The organism is Methylobacterium mesophilicum, from assembly GCF_022179445.1.
GTDB classification, from domain to species: Bacteria; Pseudomonadota; Alphaproteobacteria; order Rhizobiales; family Beijerinckiaceae; genus Methylobacterium; species Methylobacterium mesophilicum.
The window spans coordinates 75647-98400 of sequence record NZ_BPQU01000019.1; the positions used below are offsets into that span (position 1 = coordinate 75647).

At 71.2% G+C, this 22754-nt stretch carries 21 protein-coding genes; 14 read left to right on the forward strand and 7 right to left on the reverse strand.

Annotation, left to right across the window (positions count from 1 at the left end):
• Window positions 1-57: 57 nt before the first annotated feature.
• The 5 genes from MFF40_RS18460 (at window position 58) to MFF40_RS18480 (ending at window position 4825) form a co-directional block, all read left to right on the forward strand.
• Complete coding sequence (locus MFF40_RS18460) at window positions 58-1125, forward strand: flippase-like domain-containing protein (protein WP_147898058.1); 1068 nt, start codon at window positions 58-60, stop codon at window positions 1123-1125.
• Window positions 1126-1130: 5 nt separating this feature from the next.
• Entirely contained in the window at window positions 1131-1907 is a 777-nt protein-coding gene (gene fliP / locus MFF40_RS18465; protein ID WP_246690002.1) for a flagellar type III secretion system pore protein FliP, read from the forward strand.
• A gap of 187 nt (window positions 1908-2094) precedes the next feature.
• Window positions 2095-2631: a TadE/TadG family type IV pilus assembly protein gene (locus tag MFF40_RS18470; RefSeq protein WP_147856442.1), complete on the forward strand. Its 537-nt coding sequence runs from the start codon at window positions 2095-2097 to the stop codon at window positions 2629-2631.
• Window positions 2631-3392, forward strand: coding sequence for a TadE/TadG family type IV pilus assembly protein (locus MFF40_RS18475; protein ID WP_238261696.1), 762 nt, complete (start codon window positions 2631-2633; stop codon window positions 3390-3392). Before MFF40_RS18470 ends, MFF40_RS18475 begins: the two co-directional genes overlap by 1 nt.
• Window positions 3377-4825 (forward strand): pilus assembly protein TadG-related protein, encoded by a 1449-nt coding sequence (locus MFF40_RS18480; protein ID WP_238261698.1) that lies wholly within the window; start codon window positions 3377-3379, stop codon window positions 4823-4825. Before MFF40_RS18475 ends, MFF40_RS18480 begins: the two co-directional genes overlap by 16 nt.
• Before the next feature lie 9 nt (window positions 4826-4834).
• Here MFF40_RS18480 and MFF40_RS18485 read toward each other — a convergent pair whose 3' ends face one another.
• The 4 genes from MFF40_RS18485 to MFF40_RS18500 all read right to left on the reverse strand — a co-directional run bounded on the left by MFF40_RS18485 (window position 4835) and on the right by MFF40_RS18500 (window position 9744).
• Window positions 4835-5293 carry an AAA family ATPase gene (locus MFF40_RS18485; RefSeq protein WP_238261700.1) on the reverse strand — a complete coding sequence of 153 codons (459 nt, stop codon included), beginning with the start codon at window positions 5291-5293 and terminating at the stop codon, window positions 4835-4837.
• Between the two features lie 8 nt (window positions 5294-5301).
• The gene (locus MFF40_RS18490) at window positions 5302-8646 is read right to left on the reverse strand and encodes a hypothetical protein (RefSeq protein ID WP_238261703.1); all 3345 of its coding nucleotides are present in this window, start codon (window positions 8644-8646) and stop codon (window positions 5302-5304) included.
• 139 nt (window positions 8647-8785) lie between these two features.
• A complete protein-coding gene (locus MFF40_RS18495; RefSeq protein WP_238261705.1) occupies window positions 8786-9466 on the reverse strand; it encodes an invasion associated locus B family protein in 681 nt (226 codons plus the stop codon).
• A gap of 101 nt (window positions 9467-9567) precedes the next feature.
• On the reverse strand, window positions 9568-9744 hold the full coding sequence (locus MFF40_RS18500) for a hypothetical protein (RefSeq protein ID WP_187278125.1): 177 nt from the start codon (window positions 9742-9744) through the stop codon (window positions 9568-9570).
• Window positions 9745-10118: 374 nt separating this feature from the next.
• Between MFF40_RS18500 and MFF40_RS18505 the strand changes: the two genes are divergently transcribed.
• Window positions 10119-11564, forward strand: a complete 1446-nt coding sequence (locus MFF40_RS18505) for a homospermidine synthase (RefSeq protein WP_147856839.1) — start codon at window positions 10119-10121, stop codon at window positions 11562-11564.
• 166 nt (window positions 11565-11730) lie between these two features.
• Here the strand turns inward: MFF40_RS18505 and MFF40_RS18510 are convergent, their stop codons facing one another.
• From MFF40_RS18510 to MFF40_RS18520, 3 genes are all read right to left on the reverse strand, one after another.
• Window positions 11731-12615 (reverse strand): transporter, encoded by an 885-nt coding sequence (locus MFF40_RS18510; protein WP_238261708.1) that lies wholly within the window; start codon window positions 12613-12615, stop codon window positions 11731-11733.
• A 174-nt stretch (window positions 12616-12789) separates the two neighbouring features.
• A complete protein-coding gene (locus MFF40_RS18515; RefSeq protein WP_147898051.1) occupies window positions 12790-13635 on the reverse strand; it encodes a metallophosphoesterase in 846 nt (281 codons plus the stop codon).
• An 8-nt stretch (window positions 13636-13643) separates the two neighbouring features.
• Window positions 13644-14264 (reverse strand): cation efflux transmembrane domain-containing protein, encoded by a 621-nt coding sequence (locus MFF40_RS18520; RefSeq protein ID WP_147898050.1) that lies wholly within the window; start codon window positions 14262-14264, stop codon window positions 13644-13646.
• A gap of 178 nt (window positions 14265-14442) precedes the next feature.
• Here MFF40_RS18520 and croR point away from each other — a divergent pair, with 178 nt between their 5' ends.
• From croR to MFF40_RS18560, 8 genes are all read left to right on the forward strand, one after another.
• Window positions 14443-14916, forward strand: coding sequence for a 3-hydroxybutyryl-CoA dehydratase (croR, locus tag MFF40_RS18525; protein ID WP_147857469.1), 474 nt, complete (start codon window positions 14443-14445; stop codon window positions 14914-14916).
• A 1-nt stretch (window position 14917) separates the two neighbouring features.
• On the forward strand, window positions 14918-15763 hold the full coding sequence (locus tag MFF40_RS18530) for a TrmH family RNA methyltransferase (RefSeq protein WP_147898049.1): 846 nt from the start codon (window positions 14918-14920) through the stop codon (window positions 15761-15763).
• A gap of 115 nt (window positions 15764-15878) precedes the next feature.
• The gene (gene crtI, locus MFF40_RS18535) at window positions 15879-17468 is read left to right on the forward strand and encodes a phytoene desaturase family protein (RefSeq protein ID WP_147898048.1); all 1590 of its coding nucleotides are present in this window, start codon (window positions 15879-15881) and stop codon (window positions 17466-17468) included.
• A gap of 71 nt (window positions 17469-17539) precedes the next feature.
• Complete coding sequence (locus MFF40_RS18540) at window positions 17540-17911, forward strand: DUF2141 domain-containing protein (RefSeq protein WP_238261718.1); 372 nt, start codon at window positions 17540-17542, stop codon at window positions 17909-17911.
• Between the two features lie 4 nt (window positions 17912-17915).
• Window positions 17916-18896, forward strand: coding sequence for an ABC transporter ATP-binding protein (locus MFF40_RS18545; RefSeq protein WP_238261710.1), 981 nt, complete (start codon window positions 17916-17918; stop codon window positions 18894-18896).
• Entirely contained in the window at window positions 18893-20101 is a 1209-nt protein-coding gene (locus MFF40_RS18550; protein ID WP_147898046.1) for an ABC transporter permease, read from the forward strand. The genes MFF40_RS18545 and MFF40_RS18550 overlap by 4 nt, the downstream gene beginning before the upstream one ends.
• Window positions 20102-20207: 106 nt before the next feature.
• Window positions 20208-21050, forward strand: coding sequence for a type 1 glutamine amidotransferase (locus MFF40_RS18555; protein ID WP_147857237.1), 843 nt, complete (start codon window positions 20208-20210; stop codon window positions 21048-21050).
• A gap of 103 nt (window positions 21051-21153) precedes the next feature.
• Complete coding sequence (locus MFF40_RS18560) at window positions 21154-22683, forward strand: phytoene desaturase family protein (RefSeq protein ID WP_238261712.1); 1530 nt, start codon at window positions 21154-21156, stop codon at window positions 22681-22683.
• The last annotated feature ends 71 nt before the right edge of the window (window positions 22684-22754 follow it).

The window sequence follows — 22754 nt, forward strand, 5'->3', positions numbered from 1 at the left end:
CAACCTGGAGCCCTCGCCCTTGCCCGCCACTCGGCGCACATCCCGCACGGTCCGGCCGTGAGCGGCGACCGCGCCGCCCCGGCGCGCCGCGTCGGCTTGGCCGTGCTGCGCCGGCTGCCGTTGATCGGCACGCTGATCGGCCTCGGCCTCGCGGTCTGGCTGGTGGCGACCAACGATCTCTCCGCGGTCGCGGCGGCGTTCGGGCGGATCGGGTTCGTGGGCTTTGCCGGCGTCACCCTGGTCCGGGCGCTCGTGGTGCTGGTCTGCGGCCTCGCCTGGGCCCGCATCCTCGATGGCCTTTCGCCCGCCCCGGCTTCGGCCTGCCTGATCCTGCGCTTCGTGCGCGAGGGCATCAACGTTCTGCTGCCGGTGGCCTCGGTGGGCGGCGACGTCCTCGGGGCGCGGCTCCTGACCTTCTGGGGGGTGGCCGGCTCCCTGGCGGCGGCCTCCGTGCTCGCCGACATGCTGTTCCAAGTGGGTACGCTGGCGCTGTTCGCGGGCCTCGGCGCCGGGCTGCTGAGCCAGGTCGAGGGTCCGGCCGCCGCCGAGCTCGCGAACTGGACGCTGCGGACCCTCGCGGTGGCGGGGCTGGCGGTCGGGGCGTTCTTCGCGCTCCAGCGCACCGGGATCGTGCGCGTGGTCGAAGACCGGATCGCGGCCCTGGGCCGTCGCTTCGTGCGCGAGACCGAGGCGCGTCCGGAGCCCGCCCCGCGGATCCAGGGGGCGCTCGACACGGTCTGGGCGGCGGGACGGCGCGGCCGCCTGGTGCAGTCCTTCGCGCTCCACGCACTCGCCTGGCTGCTGGGTGCCGCCGAGGTCGCGGTGGTGCTGACCTGCATCGGCGTCGATCAGATCAGCCTGTCGGAGATCCTGGTGATCGAGGCGCTGAGCCAGGCGATCAAGGCGGCGGCCTTCCTGGTGCCGAGCGGGCTCGGCGTGCAGGAAGGCGGCCTCGTGCTGGTCTGCGGGCTGTTCGGGATCGATGCCGGGACGGCGATCGCCCTCTCGCTCGCCCGCCGGGTCCCCGATGTCGTGCTCGGCCTGCCGGCGCTCCTGGTCTGGCAGAACCTCGAGGCGCGGCGCACGGGCGTGCGGCCGGCGACGCCCACCTGCGACCGCCCGTGACCCCCATGACCGACACGCCGCATCGCGACACGCACGGCCGCCCGGCCAGCAACCGCCGCGCGCTGCTGGGCCTCGCCGTGCTGGCCGGGACCGGGCTGGCCGCCGGACCGGCCCTGGCGCAGAGCCTCAGCGTCGATCTCGGCGCCGGCGGCACCACCGAGCGGGCACTCCAGCTCGTCGCGCTGATCACGATCCTGGCGGTGGCGCCCTCCGTGCTGGTGATGGCGACCGCGTTCACCCGGATCGTCGTGGTGCTGTCGATCCTGCGCTCGGCGCTCGGCACCCAGACGGCGCCGCCCACCGCGGTGATCGTCAGCCTGGCGCTGTTCCTCACCGCCTTCGTGATGGCGCCCACCGGCCGCGCGGCCTACAGCGCCGGGATCGAGCCACTGGTCGCCGGGCGGATCACGCAGGCCCAGGCCTTCGAGCGCGCCTCGGGGCCGTTCAAGACGTTCATGCTGAAGAACGTCCGCGAGAAGGATCTGAAGCTGTTCCTCGACCTCGCCAAGGTGCCGGTGCCGAAGGGGCCCGAGGATGTCGGCCTCGAGATCGTGACCCCGGCCTTCATGATCTCGGAGCTGCGCCGCGCCTTCGAGATCGGCTTCCTGCTGTTCATCCCGTTCCTGATCATCGACCTCGTGGTCGCCTCGGTGCTGATGGCGGTGGGCATGATGATGGTGCCGCCCGCCACCGTCGCCCTGCCGTTCAAGCTGATCTTCTTCGTGCTGGTCGATGGCTGGACCCTGGTGGCCGGATCGCTGGTCCAGAGCTACGGCGGATAGGGCAGCCCCCCGAAAGCTGTTTGCCGGTTCGGCGCAAGCGAGCGCATCAGGTCAATGACGTCGAGGCGTCGGGCCGTTGCAGTCAGGCCGGATACCTCGCAAGATTCGTCCAGGCAGACGGATAGACTCTCGAAGGCTGTTTTAACCCGGGTTTAGCAATCTCTTGCTAACAGAGCGCATGTTTCTCATGCGCCGCTACGTTCGCGATCAGAAAGGGGCCGCAGCGGTCGAGTTCGCCCTGGTGGCGATGCTGTTCATCCTGGCCCTTCTGTTTATCATGACCGTGGCCACGATCCTGTTTATCAATCAATCCCTGGACTATGCCACGACCCGCGCCGCCCGGCAGATCCTGACCGGGTCCGCCCAGACGAATGCCCTCGATCAGGCCGGTTTCAAGACCGCCCTGTGCCGGAACCTGCCGGCCTCTATGACGTGCGGCAACCTCGTGGTGAACCTGTACCTGGTGCCGACCGGAAGCGGATCGAGCGGCTACTACAGCTACGTGAAATCCGATCTCAGCGGCTTGGCGATCCCGGCGCTGACCCCCGGGTCCGGCCAGTACAGCCTCGGCACCCGCGGACAGTACCAGTACCTCCTGGTGATCTATCCGATCACGTTCCTGCCTGCCGCCTTCGCGAAGATGCTGGGCGGCGGCGCGGTGTTCAACGGCGCCCCGGCCTACCTGGCGGTCTCGACGGCGGCGTTCCGCAACGAGCTGTTCTGATGCGCGGGCGCTCGCCGACGAACCGGATGGGCCGCGTCGCGGGATCGCGACCGGCTCGCGGCGGCCCGCAATCGGCGAAGCGCTTCCTGCGCGACAGGCGGGCGGTCTCCGCGATCGAGTTCGCCCTGATCCTGCCGGTGCTGCTGATCCTGATGCTCGGCGGGACCCAGCTGATCACGTACATCAACGCCAGCCGCAAGGTCGGGCTGCTCGCCCAGTCGATCAGCCAGATGATCTCGCAGGCGATGCCGCCCTCGGGCTCGACGGTGGCGACCGTCAACGCCACCGACCTGCATTTCAGCTTCGATTCCGCCCTGGTCCTGTTCCCGTACCTGATGAAGGACGGGCCGCGGCAGGGCCTGCAATGGTGGCAGGACATCGCCATCACCTACGCCGCCGTCGCGTTCACCCAGACGGCGGCAAACTGCACCGGCGGCGACCTGAGCGCCTGCTACACGGCCGCCGTCGCCTGGACGAGTTCGGGGACCACCGGGGGCAACTACCGGCCCTGCGCGGTCCCGCAGCTTCCCGCCGCCGACACGGCCCCGCCGAACCGGACCACGCTGCCCCGCTCGGTCTTCGGGCCCGGATCGATCGTGGCGGTCGATGTCGTCTTCAACTTCAAGCCGACGTTCGGCGCGCGGTTCGTCCCCGCCGTGCGGATCGCCCGCTCGATGTACGTGCAGCCGCGCTACGCCACGCTGGTCAATTTCGACGTGGCGGGCAACGATGGGATCGCCACCAAATGCCCGGGCTTCTGAACCGCGTGCAGCGCCGCTTCGTCCGGGCGGCGGGCCTCTCGGGCGCACGCTCCGGCAACGTGACGATCCTGTTCGCCCTGAGCCTGCTGCCGATGGTCGGCCTGCTCGGCTACGGGATCGATTACGGCGTCGCGATCACCGACAAGTCCAAGCTCGACGCCGCCGCGGATGCGGCCGCCATCGCCGCGGTGGCGACCGCCAAGGCCTACATCGCGGCCAACCCCGGCCAAGCGAACGTCACCGCCAACGCCATCGCGGCCGGCATCGCGCAGGCGTCGAAAGCCTTCACGGTCAACGCCGGCACCGTGCCGTTCGCGCAGGTGCAGCTTCAGACGCCGCAACTCACGCGCAAGAGCCAGACGCTCGTGTCGACGGTCGTCTACAGCGCCACGGTGAAGAACAATTTCGGACCGATCTTCCGGACCCCGACCACGACCCTCTCCAACACGGTCACGGCCTCGGCCGACCTCGCGAGCTACCTCGATTTCTACCTGCTGCTGGACGTGTCGGGCTCGATGGGCCTGCCGGCGACCACCGCCGGCATGAGCCAGCTCGCGAGCCAGAACAACGACATGAATGACGACTACAAGCAAGGCTGCCAATTCGCCTGCCATTATTCGGGCAACAACGGATGGAATCTTGCCGCCGGCAAGATTCAGCTGCGCTCGGATGCCGTCAACAATGCGGTCTGCTCACTGATCCAGCGAGCTGCCAACCCGTCCGTAACCAACCAGTACCGCGTCGGCCTCTATCCGTTCATCAACCAGATGGGCACGCTGGCCGACATCAACAGTTCCATCGCCACGCTGAACGCTGCAGCCCAGTGCTCCCTGGCGTGGCCCTTAGCCCTGACCAAGCTCTTGGATACCGGCACCACACAACTCTACACGAACAACGACCCGAGCACCGGCACGGGCGCCGGCGGCACGCATTTCGAGGTCGTCCTGCCGCAGATGAAGAATACCATCACCAACGCCGGCGGGTTCGGGGACGGCTCCGGCACCGGTGCGCGCAAGCCATTCGTCTTCTTAATTACGGACGGGATGCAGAACGATCAACATTACTCAATCTATAAGAACGGAAAGTATTATTATCCGGGCCAGCCATCGAAGTTCGCAGGCTACGACGATGGCAAATTCGACACTTCCACGCCGGCGCAGATCAATCCGTCGCTCTGCAGCGCCCTCAAGTCGGCCGGAGCGACGATATCGATCCTGTATATTCCCTACAACATTATCACGTTCAAGGATTACGGAGGGGTCGTCGCCGGAGAGAACAAGAAGGTAAACGCTTTCAGCCCATCGCTGGCCACGCCTCTGCAAAGCTGCGCCTCCCCGGGATATTTCTACACGGCCAACAGCCCGGACGACATCAAGACCTCACTCAACGCGATGTTCGACCAAGCCCTGCAGGTCGCACGGCTGACGCAGTAGGCGCCCGGCTCAGGCCGCGACGATCCGCACCTGCGCGAACCCCTCCTCCACCGTCGGCGGCTCGAACAGGTTGGCGACCGAGCGGATCGTCGCCTCCGAGACGATCGTGTCGGCGCGCCGCCTCCGGTTCCGATAGAGGGCGACGTCGAGCGGGACGCGGATCCAGACGGCCTCCACGGGGACGCCGTGACGGCGCGCGATGGCGATGATCGGCGCCCGGTGCCGCACGCCCGGGAGAGCCGCGTCGACATAGACGCGGCCGGCGTCGCGATCCTGCGCGGCGATCCAGGTCGACTTGCCCGCGCCCTGCAAGCCGCAGACGATCACCAGCCGGTCGATGCCGCCACCCACCAGCGACCGCTCGAGCGCCGCGTAGGCCAGTCGCCACGCCTCGGCGTTGCGCTCCGGCGTCCAGACGCGGCCGGATCCGGTTTCGAGGAACCGGTCCGGATCGATCACGAGCGTCATCGCGGCCGTCAGCCCGGCGGCGCGCCGGGGGCCTCGGCGCTGCTCTGGCGCTCGCCCGCGATCGCACCGCGTTCGGGCAGAGCGGTCTCGGGATAGCGCTTGCGGTACTCGGCCAGGAAGGCCGACAGGGTGTCGGCCTTGGTGGCGCGGGCCGCGATGGCGCGGAATTCCGGGGTCTTGGTCGGGTTGGTGCCCGTGAGCAGCGCGAAGGTGCGGGCGTCGGGGCTCTCGGCCATCGCCTCGGAGAACTTCGCCTTCAGGCGCTCGAGCCCGATCGCCTCGCCCGCGAGGTCGTACGCGATGGCGGCCCGCACCGCGTCGGCCCGGGCCTGCGCGTCGAGGGGCCGGCCGGCGCGCCAGGCGTCGCCGAGCAGCGATTCGTGCGATTCGCCGGCCTCGCGCCAGCGGCGGGCGCCCCAGTAGATGTCGGCCCGCAGCCGCTCGATATCCGGGCCGCTCTCGTCCTCGATCGTCTCCAGGGCCAGGTCGGTGCGGGTCAGGTCCGAGAGGGCGCGGGCGCGGACCAGGGCGCGGGCGCGCTTCAGCTCGCCGGGCAGCTCGGGCAGGTTGGTCGCGTCGAGCACCTGCAGCGCCCGCATCGGCTTGTCGTCCATCAGCCGGATCGTCGCGAGCCGGGCCGCCACCGCGGAGCGGGCCGGGCCAGTGAGCCGGTTGTCGATCTGGTACTGGAGCAGGTCGGCGGCCGAATCCAGGAGGTCGAGCCCGACCAGGCGGTCGGCCAGCCGGCGCACCACCTCGTCCCCGCGCCGCCCGATGGGCGCCAGCTCGCGGAAATCGAAGTAGAGCGCCACGGCCTCGATCCCGGTGAGCCGGTCGCCCTTGTCGGTGAGATAGAGGTTCTCGAAGGCGGTGCGCACCTCGCGGGAAAGCGCCTGCGTGGCCGTGTCGTTCGGCGCGATAGCGTTCGCCCGGCGCAGGGCCGCGAACGCGTCGCGCCAGCGGCCGGCGTCGAGGTAGAGCCGCGCCAATCCGACCGCAATGCCGGTCTCGGTTGGGCCGCCGTGCCAGGTCAGCGCCAGCCGTTCCAGGCGGTCGATCGCGGCATCCGGCTCGATCTTGCCGGCGGCGCGGGCGACCAGCGTGCCGCGCAGCTGCGCCTCGGCCGCCACCGGCCGCTGGCCGACTTGCTCCAAGCGGGCATACGCATCGAGCGCCGCGTCGGCCTGACCGGTCGCCTCCGAGACGCGGGCGCGGACCAGGGCGAGCCGATCGCGGATCCAGGGCGGCAGGTGGGCCGCGTCCTCCGCCCGGGCGGCGGCGGTCTCGGCGTCGCCGTTCTCGATCGCCGCCTCCGCGGCCTGGACCCGGATCTGCTGGGCGAGGTCCGTGGGGTAGCCATCGGCCACCGGCAGCGCGTTGGGGAAGCCGGTCTCGGCCGCCTTCCAGTCGCCGAGACCGGCCGACGCCATCGCGCGCCACAGGGCGGCCTCCGGGTCGCTCGCGAGTCGCGGCCCCGACAGGGCCTTCAGGGCCTCGGCGTAGCGGCCGCTGCGCACGAGTGCCAGGCCGCGCAGGATCGCGACGTCGCGCTGGGTGGCGAGCAGCGGATCCTCGGCGGCGGCCGCCTCCAGGGCTGCGAGGCCTTCGAGATCGAAGCCGTTGGCGATGTTGGCGCGGGCGAGCGCGAGGCGCGCCGGGCCGCGCTCGGCCGGGGGCACCATCGCGGCGGTGCCGGCCAAGGTCCGGAGGGTCTCGCGCACGTTCCCGATCCGCGCCTGCTCCCAGGGCTCCCGCGCGACCGCGAGGGTGCCGGCTTCGGCCAGGGCGGGATCGGGCTTGCGCGCGGCCGTGGAGGCGGCGAGGCCGCCCTCCCGGCCGATCGTGACCGCGTCGAGCTGGGGCCGCACCGCGAGGTCGTCGGCGCTCGCCAGCACCGCGATGCCGTGCCGGCTCGGCAGGATCTCGAAATCCACGAAGCGGCGGCTCTTCGGATTGCCGATCGCGCGCTGCGCCGCCGAGGCGACCACCGCGATGCGCTCGCCGTCGAGGTCGAGCCACGTGGCCGATCCGGGCCTGGGCAGCGCCAGGGATACGGTGATCCGACCCGACGGATCCGGCTTCCGGACCGGATCGAGCGTGTCGCTCGGGCTCAGCGTGTCGCCGGCCGACAGCTCCCAGGCGGATCCGGTTCCTGTCGTGACGGCGGCCAGATCGACCAGCCGGCCCGGCGGCACCCTGAAGCGCAGGACCGTGACCGGTCCGGTCCGGGTCGGCGCGCCCACGGGTGCGAGGCCCTGGTTGCCCGCCGGGACGGTGACGGGCTCGGCGGTCTCGAACACCAGCGTGGCGACGCCGCCGCGCTCGAACAGCGCGGCGGGCGGCAAGGCCTGGAACGGGAAGACCAGGCCGGAACCGGCCTTGCGAGTCGGGGGCGCCTCGGGGGCGGCGTCCGGGACGGGCGGAGCCTCGGCCTTTCGGGTGGGCTGAGGGGCCGGCACGACGGGTTTGGCGGCGCCGGCATCGGCCGGCCCCGGCACCTCGGCCGCCTTCGATTCCGGCGCCTTGAGAGGCGTGCGGATCACGACATCGATCGTGTAGGCCCCATCTTCCCGCTCCGTCGTGACGGTGTAGCCCTCGGCGGGAGTCAGCAGGATGCTGGCCGAACTTTCGTCCGACTCGGTGGCGAGCTTGGCGATGCCCGGCCGCGGGCGGCCCCGGGCCTCGGTCGAATCGATCGTCCAGGATCCGGCGACGCGCAGGCGCGTCGTCGCCCCCTCGGCGCTCACGGTCGCCACCGCCTCGTCGGGCAGGCGCAGCGACAGGCGCGTCAGGGTCGGTAGCCGGGCAAGCTCCAGCGCAAGGGGCTTACGCGCCGGCGGAAGCGTGCGCGCCTTCAGGGCTTCCTCGGCCACGCGGGCCCGGCGGGCGAGCTCGGCCACCACCTCGGGGGGCAGCGGCGGCGGCAGGCCCGACCAACCCTCCGGCAGGAGATCGACGAAGACGCGCTCGCCGGCCAGCTGGACGTTGGTTTGGTACGGCCGCTGCAAGGCGACCCGCAGGCCCGAGCCGTCGGGGTCGCGCCGGACCATGGACACGAAGGCCGGCATGTCTTCGGCGAGATGCTCGGGGCCGGGGGTTACCCGCTCGCCGTAGCCGAGCAGCAGGATCCCGCCGGCGAGCTTCGCCTTGACGGTGACCGGCTTATCGAAGGTGAGCACGATCCGGCCGTAGCCGCCGGGCCCGCTGCCGGCCTCGCTGCCCTTGGCACCGATCAGCCGCGCGGCGAGCGCCGGGTCGATCGCCGCCAGGAGCGCGAGCACCGGCAGCGACACGCGCAGCAGCCGCGTGCCGAGATATCCGCAGATCCCGGATCGCCTGCCCTCCGAGCCCATCGCCCCGCCGATCCGATCCCGGGCGCGACCCGATTGGGGCCGCGACGCCGGGCGCCACACTGGGACCCACCCTGCGGCACGGCGGCTAACGCTGGCTTAACCGTAAGCCGGGGATTGGCCGGATCCGGTCCGCCCGATGTCAGCCGCCGAGGGCCACGGCGCGGTCGAGGGCCTGCGGGAAGCCTTCGAGGGGCACCGTGATGGTGGCGGGCTCGCTGCCGCTCGATTTCTGGCCGGTCACGAACAGCTTCTTGGCGTTGCGCATGCCGTCGAGCGCCAGGGTCGGGAAGCTGATCGGCACGAGACAGCCGTCGCTCACGCACATGCTGTAGGGTGCGCCCTTGCCGAGGGCTTGCTCGTCGAGCTTGAAGCTCACGCCGGCCTCGATCGACAGGCCGAACGGCATCAGCACGATGCCTTCCGAGCGGCCGTCGCTCGGAGATTGCAGCTCCAAGCCGAACTTGCGCCGGCCGGTCTGCGAATCACCCTGGGATTGCGCGACGATGCAGGTGACCTTCTCGCTCGGGCGCGTGCAGGTCATCGTCCAGTCGCCGTAGCTCTCGCTGACGGTGCTGGCGCCGGTGGGCCAGGTCGCGTGCGCTGCGGCAGGCGCGGCCGCGGCAGCAGGCGCGGCGGCAGGCTTGGCCGCCGGCTTGGAAGCGGGCGGTTTCGGCTTGGGTTTAGGCTTGGCCTTCGCCGGCGCGTCGGCAGCGGCGGGTGCCTCGGGCTCGGCATCCTGGGCCCGCGGCGACGCGAACGGGACGGCAAGCAGCAGCGTCGCGGTCAGACTGAAGCGAACGACCGCTCGAAACGTCGACATGGAATCACGATCCCCCAGGGCCATTGACGGCAAAGCCGCCTAACGTCCCAATCGGGGCGAGGCAATCACCCGGCGACGCAGGTCCGTGCTGTCGCCACGTCTCAGAGCGGGTTCGGTCCGCCCGCGGCCTCGGCGAGGGCGCAGCGGCGCGCGAAGGCGGCCTCGGCTCCAGTGCGGACGGCGCGGGCCAGGGAGAAGACGAGGGTGAGGATGCCGGGATCGCGGTCGGCGGTCTCGGCGACCGGGCCGGGAATGCGGGTGGCGATGAAAGCGAGCATGACGACTCCGAAGATCAGGATCCCGGACGTTTCCTCGGCCTCGATTGATTGATCTTGTCGGGAGGCCTTTGCTGCAACGCAATATGAGCCATGCGACCGCCGCCTGCCACACGCCTTCGCGCGCAGGCCACATGCACTGCGAACATGATGCCGACCCGGCGCCGTCAAGAGCGCTTTAACCGTCCATGGTGCAGCGCAGTTGACCGTCGTCGGGCGAACGGCCATTGAGCGGCCTTCTCGACGATGGGATTCGGCGAACGCGCCGGCGCAGGCCGCGCGGCGCGTGCCTGTCGCCCCACTGTCACACGCGCGCCATAACCCGCTCGCGAGCCGAACAGCGGACCTCAGGCGTCCGCCAGACAAGGACCTTCCGCATGACCGACCAGCCGTCCCGTCACCCGATCCATGGCCGCATCAGCGGCCCCATCGTGATGATCGGCTTCGGCTCGATCGGCCGGGGCACCCTGCCCCTCATCGAGCGGCACTTCGAATACGACCGCGCCCGCTTCACCGTGATCGACCCGGTCGACACCCACCGGGCGCTCGCCGAGAAGCACGGCCTGCGCTTCGAGAAGGTGGCGCTGACGCGGGAGAACCTGCGCGACGTCCTCACCCCCCTGCTGACCGAGGGCGGCGGCCAGGGCTTCTGCGTGAACCTGTCGGTCGACACCTCGTCGCGGGCCATCATGGAGCTGTGCCGCGAACTCGGCGCCCTCTACATCGACACGGTGGCCGAGCCCTGGCCGGGCTTCTACTTCGACAAGGACCGCAGCCAGGGCGACCGCACCAACTACGCCCTGCGCCAGGACATCCTCGACGCCCGCACCCAGAAGCCGGGCGGCACCACGGCGGTCTCCTGCTGCGGCGCCAATCCCGGGATGGTCTCCTGGTTCGTCAAGCAGGCGCTCCTGAACATCGCCAAGGATACCGGCGTCACCACGCCCGAGCCCAAGTCCCGCGCCGACTGGGCCGCCCTGATGAAGACCCTGGGCGTGAAGGGCGTGCACATCGCCGAGCGCGACACCCAGCGCGCCAAGAACCCGAAGCCCCGGGGCGTGTTCGTCAACACCTGGTCGGTCGAGGGCTTCGTCTCGGAGGGCAACCAGCCGGCCGAGCTCGGCTGGGGCACGCACGAGACCTGGATGCCCGCCAACGCGCGCGAGCAGGAGAAGGGCTCGCGCTGCGCGATCTACCTGCTGCAGCCGGGCGCCGACACGCGGGTGCGGAGCTGGGTCCCCACCGCCGGCTCGCAGTTCGGCTTCCTGGTGACCCACAACGAGGCGATCTCGATCGCCGACTACTACACGGTGCGCGAGGGCGACAAGCCGGTCTTCCGCCCCACCTGCCACTACGCCTACCACCCGGCCGACGACGCCGTGCTCTCGCTCCACGAGATGTTCGGCAAGGCCGCCAAGGTTCAGGACGAGCAGCACATCCTCGACGAGACCGAGATCGTCGACGGCATCGACGAGCTGGGCGTGCTGGTCTACGGCCACGCCAAGAACGCCTACTGGTACGGCTCGCAGCTCTCCATCGAGGAGACCCGTCGGATCGCCCCCTACCAGAACGCCACCGGCCTGCAGGTGACCTCGGCGGTGCTCGCCGGCATGGTCTGGGCCCTGGAGAACCCGGAGGCCGGCATCGTCGAGGCCGACGAGATGGATTTCCGCCGCTGCCTGGAGGTCCAGACCCCGTATCTTGGCCCGGTCGTGGGCGTCTACACCGACTGGACCCCGCTCACCGACCGCCCGGGCCTGTTCCCGGAGGACATCGACACCAGCGATCCCTGGCAGTTCCGCAACGTGCTGGTGCACGGCTGACGAGCGCCGGGCCGCGGTCACGTCACCACTGACGGAAGATCGGGGGGATCACGACGTGCGTCCCCCTCCCCCCTCAGCGGGGGAGGGAGACGCGCCTGGGTTCGGCGCTGGCCTAAATCCGGCAGCGCTATGTGAACATCGTACCCCGTACAGGACAGCGCCCCGGCTACTCGGCCTGGCGGCGGGTGACCAGGGTGCGGTTCGGCTCGACCTCGTTCGGGTCCTGCTGGTAGAGCGGTACGATCACCCGCAGCCAGCCGCGGGTCTCGCGTCCGCGGTAGTTGCGCTGGGCCACGTCGCGGGTCAGGTAGGCCTGCAGGTTCACCGGCCCGAAATTGTACCCGACCAGGCCGCCAACCGCGATCTGCCCCTGCGGCCGGTAGCTGGACACGCTGGTGGGCAGGTCGCTCGATCCGAACGCGACGGCTCCGACCTGCCACTTGCCGAACCTCTTCGCCGCGGTCAGGTCGAGGTTCAGGTAGTCCGGATAGAGGGCGCCGAAGGCCGAGCGCGTCTCGAGGAAGATCCCGTGGAGCAGGTTCGCCGTCAGGTTCCAATCCTGGCCGGTGTAGCTGATCGCGAATCGATGGGTCAGCGACGCGGACTGGGTCAGGAAGCGCGTCTCGATCGGCAGGTAACCGCCGAAGAAGTAGCTGACGCCGACATCGTGGCCGAGATCCCAGGCGAGCTGGGCCGCCAGCAGCGGCTGGCCGATGCCGCTCTGGTAGGGCGCGCCCTGGAGGGTGGCGGCCACCACCGGCTGGGTGACGAAGAACTGCAGGCGCCCGCCCGCGATGTCCCACGGCGTCGCCCACGCGAAGGTCGGCAGGTTGACGTTCGTCGCGGTGTCGCCCGGCCGCGCGCTGCGAGTACCGAAGCTCGAAAGATTCACGAAGTACAATCCTACGGGGAGCTGCGCACCCACCGGCAGGCCGATCGTCTGCCCGGGCTGAGCCGCGGAAGCAGCGTATGCGGGTGCCGCCGCCCCCACGCTGTAGACGGCAAGTGCAGCCGACGCGATCCCGCGTAATCCCAGGCCAAATCCGGTCATCATAACCCCGGTTCAGAGCCCCGGAACGCGGGGCTGATCAGGGTAGGACGATCCGTCGAACCGCCTGCATCCCGGCTCTACGGCCAAGCCGTGCGGAACGACACGCACTCGACATGCGCGGCCTCTTGGCCGGGACTAAATCGGCCGCACCCGTTTTCGGCCATCGCGGTCGCGCTATTCGACCGTCACGCTGAAATCCGCCCGATAGCCCTGGCCCTCGACCGGGTTGGAGACCCAGCGGCAGCGGCCGATCCGCAGGTCATGGCCCGCGTGGAAATGGCCCGAGATCCACGCTTCCGGCCGCGCGGCATCAGGGAGGTCGTCCAGCGCGGTGCTGGCGTAGAAGGCCGGCACCCACCAGGGCACGCCGGGCTGGTCCCGGTACCGGTCCGCCGCCAGGGGGCTGGCCGGATGGTGGGTGACCACCACGGTCGGGCCATCGTGCGGTCGGGCGAGCGCGGCGTGCAGCGCCTCCCGCTCCCGGACATGCGCCGCCATGGCGTCGGCGGGCTGCCAGGCGGCACCGTCGGCCTTGCGGATCGATCCGAGATATTCCCGGGAGCCCGTCACCGGATCGGTCATGCGCGCGGCCGCGAAGGCGATCGGATCGTCCGGGCGCCCGGGCGCGTCCGCGGCGAGCCAGCGGCCGGCGAGGCGCCAGTCGCTCCACAGGGTCGTGCCGACGAAGCGCACGCCGTCGATCACGCAGGCCTCGGCGCCCTGGAGCAGGTGGATGCGGGCGCCGAGGGCGTTCACCCGGGCGACCTCCGCCTCCAGAGCGGCCAGGAGTTCCGGCGCGGTGCGCGGGTCGCCGGTGGGCGCGTAGCGCTCATGGTTGCCCGGCACCAGGACGATCGGCCTGCCCTGCGCCAGGTGGATCAGAGCCGCCAGCCCCCGCTCGGGATGCCCCTCGTAGAGGTCCCCCGGGCAGGCGAGCAGGTCGAACGGCGCCTCGGGCAGCGCGATCAGGTCGAGCCGCCGCCGCTCCAGATGGAGATCGGAGATGGGGAAGATGCGCATGGAGATGCCTATTTCGCAGCCGCCCGGCGCTCGGCCGCGGCGGCCCGGAAGATGTCGGCGGCGGAATCGGCGTTCAGGATCGCGATGCCGGCCGCCGCGACGAGGTCCGGCCAGGGGCTCGGCTGGAGGGCGGTGACCAGCCCGGCCGCGATGATCGCCAGGTTGGCGTAGGCGTCGTTGCGGGCCGAGAGATAGGCCGCGCGGGTCAGGCTGCCCGAGCCGGACCGGTGCCGGGCGAGCATCAGCGCGCAGGTGAGGTTCACCGCGAGCGCGCCGAGGCCGGTCAGCGTCAGCGGCAGGGCCGCCGGGGGAACGAAGTCTGCGAATTTTTCATAGGCGGCGTAGGCGGTCGCCAGGGCCGGCACGAGCAGGATGAACGCCATCGCGGTGCCGAGCCGCGCGCGGTTGCGCGCGCTCCAGGACAGGCCGGCGAAGATCAGCAGGTTGATCGCCGCGTCTTCCAGGAAATCGAGGCTGTCGGCGATGAGCGCCACGGATCCGATGGCGAGCGCCACCGCGATCTCGATGCCGAAATAGCCGAGGTTGAGCGCCGCCACGCGGGCGACGACCGGGCGCAGGGCGGGCGGCTCGGGACGGGCGGCGGGTTCAGCGGTCACGGGGCGCGTCATCGCCGAGTGCGGCGCGCCTGTCGAGCCGCTGTTGAGAAAACCCTGTCCGCGCCTCAAGAAAGTTCACGGATCTTGCGCCTTCGTCCGGGTGGATTCGGCGGCGCGATCGTGCGACGCGGTCTTGTTGAGCCGGCCGCGCCAGAGTTGCGACCGGCCGGAACCGGAGGTCTGCCGAGCCATGCTGCCCGAATTGCGCGTGCTCTATTTCGAGGATCTCGAGGTCGGGTTGTCGGAAACCCTCTCGAAGACCATCGCGTCCTCCGACGTCGTCGGATTCGCCGAGATCACCGGCGATCGCAACCCGATCCACCTGTCCGAGCACTTCGCCGCCCGCACGCCGTTCGGCACCCGCATCGCCCACGGCCTGTATACGGCCGGGCTGATCTCGGCGGTGCTCGGCACCCGCCTGCCGGGTCCGGGGGCCGTTTATATCTCGCAGACCCTCAACTTTCGCGCGCCGGTGCGCATCGGCGACATCGTCGACGTCACCGTCACGGTCGCCGAGCTGATGCCGGAGCGGCGCCGGGCCCGCCTCGCCTGCCGCTGCTCGGTGGCCGGGGAGACCGTCCTCGACGGCGAGGCGCTGGTGAAGGTGCCGACCAAGGCCGAGGCCGACCCGCTGGCCGTCCGCGCCGAGCGCAAGCAGAGCTGACATGGGCGGGGCCGGGGAGACGGTCGCCGCGGAGACCGTCGCGGACCCGGACGACCCGCGCCTCGAACCCTACACGAAGATGCGGGAGCGCGACCTCGTCGGCCGCTCCCGGCGCTTCATCGCCGAGGGCGAGGTCACCCTGCGGCTGCTGCTCGGCCCGCGGGCCCGGTTCCGGGCGGAATCGATCCTGCTCGCCCCGGAGCGCTGGCCGGGCCTCGCCCCGGACGTGGCCGCCTGCCCGGACAGGCCGCCGGTCTATCTCGCCGCCAAGGCGGTGATGAGCACCGTGACCGGCTTCCCGATCCATCGTGGCGTTCTGGCGGTGGGCCTGCGCGGATCGGAGCCCGACCCCGCCGACCTCGTGCCGCCCGCCCCCGCTCCGGCGCTGGTGCTCGGGCTGGCTGGCCTTACCAATCACGACAATGTCGGCGCCGCCTTCCGCAACGCCGCCGCCTTCGGGGCCGACGCGGTGCTGCTGGATGCCGCCAGCTGCGATCCGCTCTACCGCAAGAGCATCCGGGTCTCCGCCGGCGCCGCGCTGATCCAGCCCTTCGCGCGGCTCACCCCCGGGCAGGACTGGCTGGCGCTCGCCCGCGCGCTCGACCTCGAAGCCCTGGCGCTCAGCCCCGGGGCGACCGAATCGCTGGACGCCATCCCCGCGCCCACCCGCGTTCTGCTGATCCTCGGGACCGAGGGACCGGGCCTCGATGCGTCCACGCTCGGCCGGGCCCGCCCGGTGCGGATCCCGATGGCCCCGGGCTTCGATTCGCTCAACGTCGCCACCGCCGCGGGGCTCGCCCTGCAGGCGATCGCCCGCGGCCAGGGACGGCTCGTCACCGCCGGTTGAGGCCGTCCCTTTCCGTCCGGCTCCGAACGCGCGACAAAGGGCTGCAATTGCCGTGGAGCGTTGCGAGGCTAGCTTGGCCGATAAGGTTCGCGGGTTGCGAGGGGAGTCGTCGGCGTTGCTTCAGTCTGGGGATGGTTTGCGAGCGCTGACCGGACGCCGTGTGGCCGTGGTCGGCGCCGGTCCCGGCGGCTTGGCCTCGGCCCTGCTCCTGGCACGCGCCGGGATCCACGTGACGCTGTTCGAGAAGGACGCGCAGGTCGGCGGCCGCACGAAGACCGTCACCGCGCCTGGCGGCTACAAGTTCGATATCGGCCCGACCTTCTTCCTCTATCCCCAGATCCTCGCGGACATCTTCACGAGTTGCGGCGAGCGTCTCGAGGACCACGTCAAGCTCGAGCGGCTCGATCCGCAGTACCATCTGGTGTTCGAGGGCGAGGACGGGATCACGGGCACGATCCGCGCCACCGGCGACATCGCCCGGATGGAGACGGAAATCGCCCGCCTGGCGCCCGACGACGCGAAGAACGTCAAGACCTTCTTCAGCGAGAACCGGACGAAGCTGGACTATTTCAAGCCGATCCTCCAGCAGGCCTTCCATACCCTGCGCAGCATGGCGAGCCCGGCGATGCTCGCCGCCCTGCCGCACCTGCATCCCGGCCGCAGCGTCGACCGCGACCTGAAGCGCTATTTCGCGGATCCGCGGGTGCGCCTCGCCTTCTCGTTCCAGACCAAATACCTCGGCATGTCGCCGTTCCGCTGCCCGAGCCTGTTCACGATCCTGTCGTTCCTCGAATACGAGCACGGGGTCTACCACCCGGTCGGCGGCTGCGGCGCGGTCTCCGAGGCGATGGCCGGCCTTGCCGGACGCATGGGCGTCGATCTCCGGCTCAATGCCAACGTCGAGCGCGTGGTGTTCGACGGCAAGCGCGCCAGCGGCGTGGTGGTGGACGGCGAGACTTTCAACGCCGACGCGGTGCTGATCAACGGCGACTTCGCCAAGGTGGTGCGCGCCCTGGTCCCGGAGCGGCACCGCCCGCGCTGGCGGGACGCCAAGATCCACAAGGCCCGGCTCTCCTGCTCGACCTTCATGCTGTATCTCGGCATCGAAGGGAAAGTGCCGGACAGCCTGGGGCACCACACGATCCTCCTGGCCGACGGCTACGAGCGCAACATCCGGGAGATCACCGAGGGGACGCTGCCGATGCAGCCCTCCCTCTACGTCCAGCATGCCGGCTATACCGATGGCGGCATGGCGCCGGCGGGGCACACCGCCCTCTACGTCCTGGTGCCGGTGCCGAACCTCAAGGCCGGGATCGACTGGGCGGCGACCCGGGAGCGCTACCGCGCCCTGATCCTGGAGCGGCTGAAGCGGCTGGGCCTGGAGGACATCGAGTCCCGGATCCGCTACGAGCGGATCATCGACCCGACCCAGTGGGAAGAGGACTTCGCGGTCCACGAGGGCGCCACCTTCAACCTCGCCCACGACCTGATGCAGATGCTGTACTTCCGGCCGCACAACCGCTTCGGGCCGGGGCTCTACATCGTCGGCGGCGGCACCCATCCGGGCTCCGGCCTGCCGGTGATCTACGAGGGTGCTCGCATCACCGCGCGGCTGCTGATCGAGGAGCTGGCCGGTGCCCGCGCCGCCGCCCAGGCCGGCATCCCCGACACGGCGCCGCTGGCGACCTCCGGCGAGGCTTCGTGATCGGCGCGCCGGACCGGGTGACGCTGACGGCGGGTCTCTGCGCCCTCGCTGTGGTGTTCGGGTCGGCTGCGATGGCCGCGACCCTGCAGGTGGAGGTCGACGGCATCGAACCCGGCGGCGGCCCGGTCCGGGTAGCCCTGTGTCAGGGCGGCTTGTCCGAACCGTTCTGTACCCGAGGCGACGAAGCCTCGGCCGCCGGGGGCCGGGCGCTGTTCACCTTCCGGGATCTGGCCCCGGGCGCCTACGCGGTGGCGGCCTTCCAGGATGGCAACGGCAACGGCCGGCTCGACCGGACCGGGCTCGGCCTGCCGCTCGAGCCCTACGGCTTCTCCGGCGCCGTCGCGCGCCGGGGGCGGCCGGACTTCTCCGACGCGGCGTTCGCGTTGCAGGAGCCCGGCGCCGCCGTGCGGATCCGGCTCGCCCGCGCCCTGCCGCGGCGGTGACGGGGTGGACGGCAACCTCGTAAGGATCGCGGGTGTCGGCCTCGACCTGCGCGGGCGGCGGGTGCTGGAACAGGTCGATCTCGACCTCGACGCGGCCGAGACCCTGGCGCTGCTCGGCCCGAACGGGGCCGGCAAGTCCTCGCTGATGCGTCTCGTGGCAGGCCGCCTCGCGCCCAGCGCCGGGACCGTACGGGTGGCCGGTACGGACCCGTTCCGAGCGGGCGGCGCCCGCCGGAGCATCGGCTGGGTGCCCCAGGAGATCGCCCTCTACCCCCGCCTCACGGTCGCCGAGAACCTGGGCGTCTTCGGCCAGCTCGCGGGCGTGGCCCGGCGCGACCGGCGGGAGGCCGTCGCGATGGCGCTGGAGATGGCCGACATCGCCGACGTGGCGCATCGCCCGGTGGGAATCCTGTCCGGCGGCTACCGGCGCCGGGTCAACATCGCGGCGAGCCTGATGAACCGGCCCAGCCTCGTGCTGCTCGATGAGCCGACGAGCGGCGTCGACCTCGCCGCCCGGGCGGCGATCCACGCTGTCCTGGACCGGCTGAAGGCGGCCGGCACCGCGATCCTGATCGCCACCCACGATTTCGCCGAGGCCGAACGGCTCGCCTCCCGGGTCGCGTTCCTGGCGCAGGGGCGGATCGTGCGCGCCGGGCGCCTCGCCGACCTGCTGGCGCAGCTGCGGGTCGGCGCGCCGGAACGGGAGTTGAGCCTCGCCCTCCCGGCGGATGCGGTCGCGGAGACCGTGCTGCGCCGCGGCGGCTTCGTACCCGCCGAGCCGGACGGGCTGGTCTGGCGCTCGGTCGAGCGTTCCGGCCTCGACGGCGCCGCCCTGCTGGGGGCACTGCGGGCGCAGGGGGTTCCGGTGGCCGAGGTGCGGGTCCGCGCCCCGCGGCTGGAGGCGCTGTATCTCGATGCGGTCCGGCCCCGGGACGTCGCGGACCGCGCAGCCTCCGAGCCGCGCCGGGCGGGGGCCGCCGGATGATCGGCGCCGCGTTCCGGGTGATGGCGTTGAGCCTCCTGCGCGACCGCGCCGCGCTGGTGATGGCTTTCGTGCTACCCACCGTGATCTTCTCGATCTTCGCAGCGATCTTCTCCGGGGCGACCGGCGACCGGATCCGCATCCATCTCGGGCTCGCCGACTTCGCCCGGACGGCGGCGACGCAGCGCCTTGCCGACGCCCTCGTGGCCGACCCGTCCCTGCGCGTCACCCGCCTGCCGGCAACCGATCTGGCGGAGGTGACCCGGGCGGTGCGCTCCGGCGCGGTCGACGTGGCCCTGGCGCTCCGGGGCGACCTGATCGCCGCCCCGGCGGATGCCCCGCCCGGCCCCGCCGACCAGCCCGTGGTGCTGGTCGAGAACCCCGCCAAGGCGCTCGCGACCCCGATCGCGCTGGGCCAGCTGCAGCGCGTGCTGAACGAGGCGCTGCCCGACGTCGTGCTCTCGCGCATCGTCGCCGACGTGGAGCGCACCGGAAAGATCGGCCCGGACGAGCGGCGCTTCCTCGACGAGGCCTTCGCCGAGCAGCGCGCCAGGAAGGAGCCGTTCAGCTTCGCCTCGCTCGTCGAGCGCCGGAGCACCGCCGCCGGCACCGCCAATGCCCGGGTCAGCTATTACGCCGGCGCGATCACCGCGGTGTTCCTGCTGTTTGCCGCGATGCAGGGGGCGCTCTCCCTGGTCGAGGAGCGGGAGACCGGCATCGCCGAGCGCCTGATGGCCGGACCCGGCGGCCTGCCGGTGGTGGTGCTCGGCAAGTTCGGGTTTCTGACGCTGCAGGGCATGGTCCAGGCCGGGCTGATCTTCCTGGCGGCCGGGCTGCTCTACGGCGTCGAGATCGGCCCGCATTGGGGCGCCTTCCTCACCGCCTGCCTGCTGGTCTCGGCCATGGCTGCGGGACTGGCGCTCGCCGCCTGCGCCCTGGCCGCCTCACGCCAGCAGGCCCACCTCGCCTCCACCTTCGGGGTGCTGCTGCTTTCGGCCGTCGGCGGCTCGATGGTGCCGCGCTTCCTGATGCCGCCGTGGCTGCAACAAGCCGGCTGGCTCACCCCGAACGCCTGGGCGATCGAGGCCTATCAGAACGCCCTGGGCGAGGGCTTCGGCTCCGCCGTGCCAGCCTTCGCGGTGTTGGCGGCGCTGACGCTCGGTGGGCTGGGGCTGGCGCTCGGCCTGGTGTCGCGGCGGACCGTCTGATCCGCCCACGACGCCGCGACGATCCGCTCCGCACCTGCGACCAGCCGTCCCCGGACAAGGCGGGGCCGTTCGGGCAGGGTCCGCCCCCGTACAAAGTGAGAACGCCATGCTCCGCCTGCTCATCGCCGACGGCAACGATCGGGCCGCCCGAGAGCGGCATGTCGCGGCGACGGGCCGGACCTCGGCCGAATCCTACGCCGTGGTGGTCCACGACTTCGCCCCCGAGACGGCGTGTCGATTCCTCAACCCTGCCGATGCCGACGCGGACCTGCCGCAGGACCTGTCGGATTTCGACGGGCTGATCTTCACCGGCTCGACCCTGAAGGTCTCCGAGGGCACGCCGGCGGTGACCCGCCAGCTCGATCTGATGCGGGCGGCCCTGGAGGCGGGGCTCGCGGTGTTCGGATCCTGCTGGGGCGTGCAGGTCGCCGCCACCGTGGCCGGTGGGCACGCGGCCGAGAATCCACGTGGGCCGGAATACGGCTTCGCCCGGGCGATCACCCCGACCCAGGAAGGCCGGAGCCATCCGCTGCTGGCCGGCCGCCCGGCGGTCTGGGACGCGCCTGCGATCCACTCGGACGCGGTTCTCGAGCCGCCCCCGGGGGCGCGGGTGCTGGCGGGAAACCGGGTCCTGGGCGTCCAGGCCATCGAGATCCGGCACGGGGCTGGCTGGTTCTGGGGCACGCAGTACCACCCCGAACTCGACCTCGAGGAGGTCGCCGCGATGCTGCGCCTCTGCGACACCGCGATCGTCGAGGCCGGGTTCGCCGCGGACCCGGACGCGGTGGCGACCTATGCCGACGAGATCGCAGGCCTTCAGGGCGACGATTTCGAGGCCGCGCGGCGCCTCGCCTGGCGCCACGGCCTCGGCCCGGAGGTGCTCGACGCGCCCCTGCGCCGTCGCGAGATCGGTAACTTCCTGGCCCAGCTGTCCCCAAACGAGGCCTGACAGGCCGGTACCGCGACCGGGTGGCGCGTTGACCCGCGAGGCCCCGCGTCTAGCTTCGCAATGCGGGCAACGCTCTGACGGGCCCGGGGAGCGACCTATCAGGATGAGTCAGGATTCGACGGTCGCCGTGATCGGCAGCGGGCTCGGCGGACTCGCGGCCGCGTGCGTGGCTGCGGCACGCGGCCACCGCGTCACGGTCTACGACAAGAACGGCTGGCTCGGCGGCAAGGCGGCGGTGCTGCACGAAGGCGGCTTCCGCTTCGACATGGGCCCGACCATCCTGACGGTGCCGCGGGTGCTGGAACGGATCTTCACCGAGGCCGGCCGCTCGGTCCACGATTACATGGACCTGCGCCGCCTCGACCCGCAATGGCGCTGCTTCTTCGACGACGGCTCCCGCATCGACCTGATGCAGGATATCGAGCGGATGGCCGGCGACATGGACCGCTTCGCCCCCGGCAGCGGCGACGGCTACAAGAAGTTCCTTTCCATTTCCGAACATCTCCACGGCGTGTCCGAAAAATTCTTCTTCTGGAAGCCGGTCGAGGATCTGTTCGACACGATCAACATCCGGGCCAACATGAACCCCGGCACCCTGCGCGACGTGCTGTCCCTGCGCATGCACGCCTCGGTCGCCTCGACGATCCGCGGCAAGGTCAAGGATGCGCGCCTCGCGCAGATGCTCGACCACTTCGTGCAATACGTCGGCTCCTCGCCCTACGGGGCGCCGGCGGTGCTCTGCGCCATCGCCCACATGCAGACGGCCGACGGCGTCTGGTACCCGATGGGCGGCACCCGCGCGGTGGCCGAGGGCCTGGCCAAGCTCGCGCAGGAACTGGGCGCCACCTGCAAGACCGACACCGAGGTGACCGGGATCGAGACCGCCAACGGCGCGGTCCGGGGCGTGCGCACCGCCGAGGGCATGACGCCGTTCGACGCCGTGATCTCGAACATGGATTCGGTCCGCACCTACCGCGAGTTGGTGGGTGGCGCCGCCGGCAAGGCCTACGAGAAGAAGAACCCCGAGCCGGCCTGCTCGGGCGTGGTGCTCTATCTCGGCCTGAACAAGCGCTACGAGCACCTGAACCACCACGACTTCGTCTTCTCCCGGGACCCCGAGGAGGAGTTCGACTACATCTACAACAAGGGCGAGCCGGCCCCGGACCCCACCGCCTACCTCGCGGCCCCCTCCTCCACCGACCCGAGCGTGGCCCCCGAGGGCGGCGAGGCGCTCTACGTCCTGGTGCACACGCCCTACCTGCGCCCGCACCACGACTGGCGTCCGGACGGCCCCCTGTTCCAGAACTACCGGCGGACCATCCTGGACAAGCTCAAGCGCACGGCCGGCATGCCCGACCTGGAGGAACGCATCGTCGTCGAGCGCCACCTGACCCCGCAGGACATCCACGAGCGCTACCGGGTGCTCAACGGCGCGATCTACGGCCTGGCCTCGCACGGGCGGGTGATGGGCGCGTTCAAGCCCGGCAACCGCTCGCGGCAGGTGCGCGGCCTCTACCTCGCCGGCGGCGCCGCCCATCCCGGCCCCGGCATGCCGATGGTGATGATGTCGGGTTGGATCGCCGCCGACGCGCACGACCAGGACGCGCGCGGAACGCTGCGCGCCTCGGCGTGAGTTCCACTCTTCCATCCCCTCCCCCCTCTGCGGGGGAGGGTGGCCCTCGCGTCAGCGAGGGTCGGGAGAGG

Bases quoted from the DNA above. Each gene is read 5' to 3' on its own strand.
- fliP (WP_246690002.1), top strand. From the start codon at position 1,131: ATGACCGACACGCCGCATCGCGACACGCACGGCCGCCCGGCCAGCAAC.
- MFF40_RS18470 (WP_147856442.1), top strand. From the start codon at position 2,095: ATGCGCCGCTACGTTCGCGATCAGAAAGGGGCCGCAGCGGTCGAGTTC.
- MFF40_RS18475 (WP_238261696.1), top strand. From the start codon at position 2,631: ATGCGCGGGCGCTCGCCGACGAACCGGATGGGCCGCGTCGCGGGATCG.
- MFF40_RS18480 (WP_238261698.1), top strand. From the start codon at position 3,377: ATGCCCGGGCTTCTGAACCGCGTGCAGCGCCGCTTCGTCCGGGCGGCG.
- MFF40_RS18485 (WP_238261700.1), bottom strand. From the start codon at position 5,293: ATGACGCTCGTGATCGATCCGGACCGGTTCCTCGAAACCGGATCCGGC.
- MFF40_RS18490 (WP_238261703.1), bottom strand. From the start codon at position 8,646: ATGGGCTCGGAGGGCAGGCGATCCGGGATCTGCGGATATCTCGGCACG.
- MFF40_RS18495 (WP_238261705.1), bottom strand. From the start codon at position 9,466: ATGTCGACGTTTCGAGCGGTCGTTCGCTTCAGTCTGACCGCGACGCTG.
- MFF40_RS18500 (WP_187278125.1), bottom strand. From the start codon at position 9,744: ATGCTCGCTTTCATCGCCACCCGCATTCCCGGCCCGGTCGCCGAGACC.
- MFF40_RS18505 (WP_147856839.1), top strand. From the start codon at position 10,119: ATGACCGACCAGCCGTCCCGTCACCCGATCCATGGCCGCATCAGCGGC.
- MFF40_RS18510 (WP_238261708.1), bottom strand. From the start codon at position 12,615: ATGACCGGATTTGGCCTGGGATTACGCGGGATCGCGTCGGCTGCACTT.
- MFF40_RS18515 (WP_147898051.1), bottom strand. From the start codon at position 13,635: ATGCGCATCTTCCCCATCTCCGATCTCCATCTGGAGCGGCGGCGGCTC.
- MFF40_RS18520 (WP_147898050.1), bottom strand. From the start codon at position 14,264: ATGACGCGCCCCGTGACCGCTGAACCCGCCGCCCGTCCCGAGCCGCCC.
- croR (WP_147857469.1), top strand. From the start codon at position 14,443: ATGCTGCCCGAATTGCGCGTGCTCTATTTCGAGGATCTCGAGGTCGGG.
- MFF40_RS18530 (WP_147898049.1), top strand. From the start codon at position 14,918: ATGGGCGGGGCCGGGGAGACGGTCGCCGCGGAGACCGTCGCGGACCCG.
- MFF40_RS18540 (WP_238261718.1), top strand. From the start codon at position 17,540: ATGGCCGCGACCCTGCAGGTGGAGGTCGACGGCATCGAACCCGGCGGC.
- MFF40_RS18550 (WP_147898046.1), top strand. From the start codon at position 18,893: ATGATCGGCGCCGCGTTCCGGGTGATGGCGTTGAGCCTCCTGCGCGAC.
- MFF40_RS18555 (WP_147857237.1), top strand. From the start codon at position 20,208: ATGCTCCGCCTGCTCATCGCCGACGGCAACGATCGGGCCGCCCGAGAG.
- MFF40_RS18560 (WP_238261712.1), top strand. From the start codon at position 21,154: ATGAGTCAGGATTCGACGGTCGCCGTGATCGGCAGCGGGCTCGGCGGA.